Consider the following 4,274-nt stretch of genomic DNA (forward strand, 5'->3'; position numbering starts at 1 on the left):
CGCTCGCCGTCAGTAATACGTCTTCTGTCACTGCCCCGCTCGACTCGCCACTGATCACCGGTGCATCGTTCGTCCCTGTGATCTCTACTTTTACTGTACCAATACCGGTGCCGTCAACACTGGTAACTGTGAAGGTGTCGGATATTTTGTCGCCTGCATTCAGTTCGTCATATGCAGAGTTGGCCAGATATGTCCAGTTGCCGTTGGAGTCCACGCTGAAGGTGCCGTATGTACCAGCCACATCCGCCTGTGGCACCACCTGGGCCTCGCCTGCATCAGGATCGGTGATGACGAGCGTACCTCCGGTGCTCAATGGTGTATTGGTCTCATCAAGCGGCACAAACGCCGAGGATACAGTGGCCAGGTCGTTCGTCCCTGTGATCTCAACCGTAACGGTACCGCTGCCGGTACCATCAACACTGGTAACGGTGAAGGTGTCGGATATTTTATCGCCTGCATTCAGTTCGTCATATGCAGAGTTGGCTATGTATGTCCAGTTGCCGTTGGAGTCCACGCTGAAGGTGCCGTATGTGCCAGCCACATCCGTCTGTGGCACCACCTGGGCCTCGCCCGCATCAGGATCGGTGATGATGAGCGTACCTCCGGTACTCAACGGTGCATTGGTCTCATCAAGCGGCACAAACGCCGAGGATACGGTTGCCGGATCGTTCGTCACCTGCTGCTCTAAATTAGGAGCATAAATAGTCGCCTCAGTGGTTCCTAATGTTATCCCCTGCGTTTCAGCTCCGCTTTCCGGGGTTACCTCTGCCCAGTCAGGGGTTACAACAAAGACGGGATGGCCTCCGCCTGCATTTGCTTCAACACCTGCGGCTGTCGCATCTAATTGTATTGGCTGATCGCCCGCCAGCAGCGCTTTCTGGATTGCTTCCTGTTCGGCTGATGCTTCAGCGGAAACAGTCGGTGAAACAACCCCATAGACGTCCTCATCAATAACTACATTGGACATTCTGCCAAGATCCAATTGAGTTGGAGGCATTGTATTAAAAACAATAGATACGCTTCCGTCATCTCCGGTGATAATGTGGTCGTCCGCAAAAACAGGACTATTTATTTTAAGCAACCGCACTGTACCATCAGGAGATACGGCTTTCACGGCCCCATACAGGATCGCGACTTTTCCTGTTACCTGATGCCCTATTTCGCTTGTTACCGGATATTTGATCTTGGCCATGACAAATCTCCTTATCATAGTTTAATTATTTTTTAGTTTAATTGTTAATTATATTTTATGCATTTATATTTGCCAGTCTATTGTACCTTGGTACAGTTTTTATTTACCCATTATGAATGATCTATCGTCACCTTCCCCAGCAACGAATCGAGCTCGTTGCCCGCACCCTGATCATTCAAATCTGAATAATGAATATCTGCAAACGTCACACTCGCTTTTTCAACATGACTACTGTCAAATATCTGAAGTTTTACAGTGTGATCCGCATTTTCAGAAACCTCGGCATTGTCTCCTGCTCCTGATTTCCATACAGTCTTTAAATCGACCTTGTCTCCTTCCGTTTTGTGGTAATCCAAAATGGTATCATGCCCACCTTGCGAGACGACAAACGTGTCGGCCCCAGTTCCACCGGCGAGTATATTATGGCCGGTTCCTCCGCTGAGCATATCGTTTCCGGAATCACCGTCAATGGCATCGTTGCCCTCCTGGCCGTATATGATGTCGTTACCGGAGCCACCATGAATGAGGTCGTTGCCACCGAGACGCCCGCTTTCGGCTGAAAGTGCTGCATGGTTGTTATTGATGTAATTAGCAATTTCCTCCTCACTCCACCCGAGATCCACGAATACCTGCCAACCGGCACCATCGGGTCTCGTTGTCGAAAGCGCATCGGTGTTCACCGAGTCGCCGAAGATGATGTCATCGCCAGCGCCACCTAAAATGTTGTCATCACCTGCCCGCGCTGTTACGGTATCTTGAGTAAGATCAGTAAGGACATGATTGAGTTCATCACCCGTTGTAATATTGGTAGCCACATCAGGATTGGAATTTGCAGATTCTCCTTCTACTTGGTTCAGATGGTCCAGATTGGTTGGTGTAACATTAATACCAACGGCTTCAATCGTGAACCCCTTAGCTTCCAGTAGCTGCACTTCACTCACTGTGTCGTTGTCACCTGAAACGTTGAGGATGTGATCAAGCGCAGTTTGAGAGAAGGAGCTTCCCGGACCTACCACCGTGGTCCCATTACCATCGTAGTAATAGGTCGGCTCGCCATCGGATATGAAGATCGCCTGGTTAACCACGTTCGGTCCCGCATAAGGCGCATGGAGACCGATGCTGTTCGCCCAGAGCAGAGCAGTTGACAAGCCAGCCTCATAGTTTGTACCGCCTCCCTGCTGAAGGCTGTTCACTGCATTGATGGCCGCTTGAAGCTCACCGTCCTTGAGATCGAATATTCCCTTTTGACTCGCGTTCGTATCAAAATCGACAATTTGCACCCGCACATGGTCCGCAGGCCCATTGGCCAGATCTGTGAGCTGGTTAATAACGGAAAGTTTAAGTGCTTCCATTCTGCTCATCGACACACCGTTGAACATGATGCTTTCTCTCATGCTTCCTGATGAGTCTAACATCAGAATGAGATTTAAATTCTTTCCTGCAAGAGCGCTGCCACCTGTATCGCCGACCAAAATATCTTGTCCTATACTGCCTGTAATTGAACCATCGTGTGGATGATCATGATCGATATAATGGTCAATAATTTGACCAAAATGATCATCAACATTTCTACCTACAACGAGATTAAAATTACCATCATCCGCCGTGGTGATTGTCAAATTGGCCGTAGCCATATCACCGTCACCGTCCGCAATTGTGTACTTGAAGACTTCCGGTTCCAGCAACGTACCCGTCGGGGCGGTGTAGGTGTAATCTCCTGTCGAGAAATTCATCTCTAATGTGCCACCCTCGTGGGTCGCGATTGAAAGGGTGTCACCAGAGGCTGGTTTAGTGTAAACTTCATTGCTGTCGATGATCCCGTCGCCATTTGCGTCATGGGCAATAGATACAATCTTTACGTCAGCCGGACCGTCAGCACCAAAGGATACATCGGGCGAGCCTGTAATAAGATTACCTTCAATAGAGCTCTCTACCACGGTGTCTAATAGAACATCATTGAGCTGGCTAAGATCGGTGACAACAATTGGATCGATTTGTACCTCATTGAGTCCGTCATAAGCTATCGGAGCTATGGCTGCAGCATTCACGTCTGTACCCATGCCCAAGGCGTAGGACGTAATGTCATGTTCGGCCAGGAAGTGCTCCCATACAGCTTGTTCACCGGAATCAATACCGACATCCGAATGGTCCCACCAGAAAGATGGTTCATTCGGTTCACCATCGGAGAGGAAGTAAGAGACGAACTGACCGCCAGGGATTGCGCCCGGATCGTGAAAAGCTTCTATCGCGGTCGCAAGCGCAGCGTCATAGTTGGTGTTTCCACCAGATGTTATACTGTCTAACGCCGTTATGGCATCATTGGCAGTCATCCAGTGTTCTCCCACATCATCGGCTGTTGTATTGAAGGTAACAATTCTGACCATGACATCCCCATCACCACCATACTCATTAATCAACTGTTCAATCGCATTTTTGGCAAGATCCAGGCGCGTCATTCCATCTACTCCAGAGTTTTCAGCCATCGATCCAGAGTTGTCGAGAATAATGAGCAGGTTTGCTCCGACACTGGTGCTTGCATCAAGGACGACGTTTTGGTCGCTTGCCGTAGGAATATCGTCAACAATGTCGAAGTTCATCGTTGCCGCTGCAGAGTTTCCTTCCAAATCGGAAACGGTGAGGGTGAAGCTTTCCCCGTTGTCTTCCGTGGTTGCCCCGTTGTTAGCATGCGGTGTAGTATCATAGGGCTTGGTGAGCTCATAGGTGTATTCGGCAACACCTGTCGTACTGTTGTAGGACGTGATAGTCAAGGTGCCGTAGGTGCCGTCGATAACGTTATTATGACCCAAATCCCCAATGAGAACCGTCGTACCGTTGATTGTAACATTATGGATATCGGCCAGGCCGTCCGGATCCGATAGGGTGAAGGTGCCTTTCGCAAACTCTGTTGTATCTACTGGATGGGAACCCGTTGCCAATCCGGATTCATGCACCACGTCGTCGCCTCCCCCGTTGCCCGGATCGACGGTGATCTTAGGCGTATCTTCGGTGATTGTGCCGGTGGCCGTCGGGGTTGTTATCGTAAGAGGCGTCGTGCCGGTGGTGGCATCGGTCAGGGTAACAA

Annotated in this window: 2 protein-coding genes; both read right to left on the reverse strand. The window is 49.8% G+C overall.

Annotated elements, in window-relative coordinates:
- Positions 1-1,210 (reverse strand): hypothetical protein (locus CVU62_13825; GenBank protein ID PKN36803.1); only part of this gene is annotated, 1,210 nt, incomplete at its 3' end.
- A gap of 92 nt (positions 1,211-1,302) precedes the next feature.
- On the reverse strand, positions 1,303-4,274 hold a 2,972-nt coding region (locus CVU62_13830; GenBank protein ID PKN36804.1), incomplete at its 5' end, for a hypothetical protein.

This window comes from Deltaproteobacteria bacterium HGW-Deltaproteobacteria-2 (assembly GCA_002840505.1).
In the GTDB taxonomy this organism is placed as follows: Bacteria; Desulfobacterota; Syntrophia; order Syntrophales; family Smithellaceae; genus Smithella.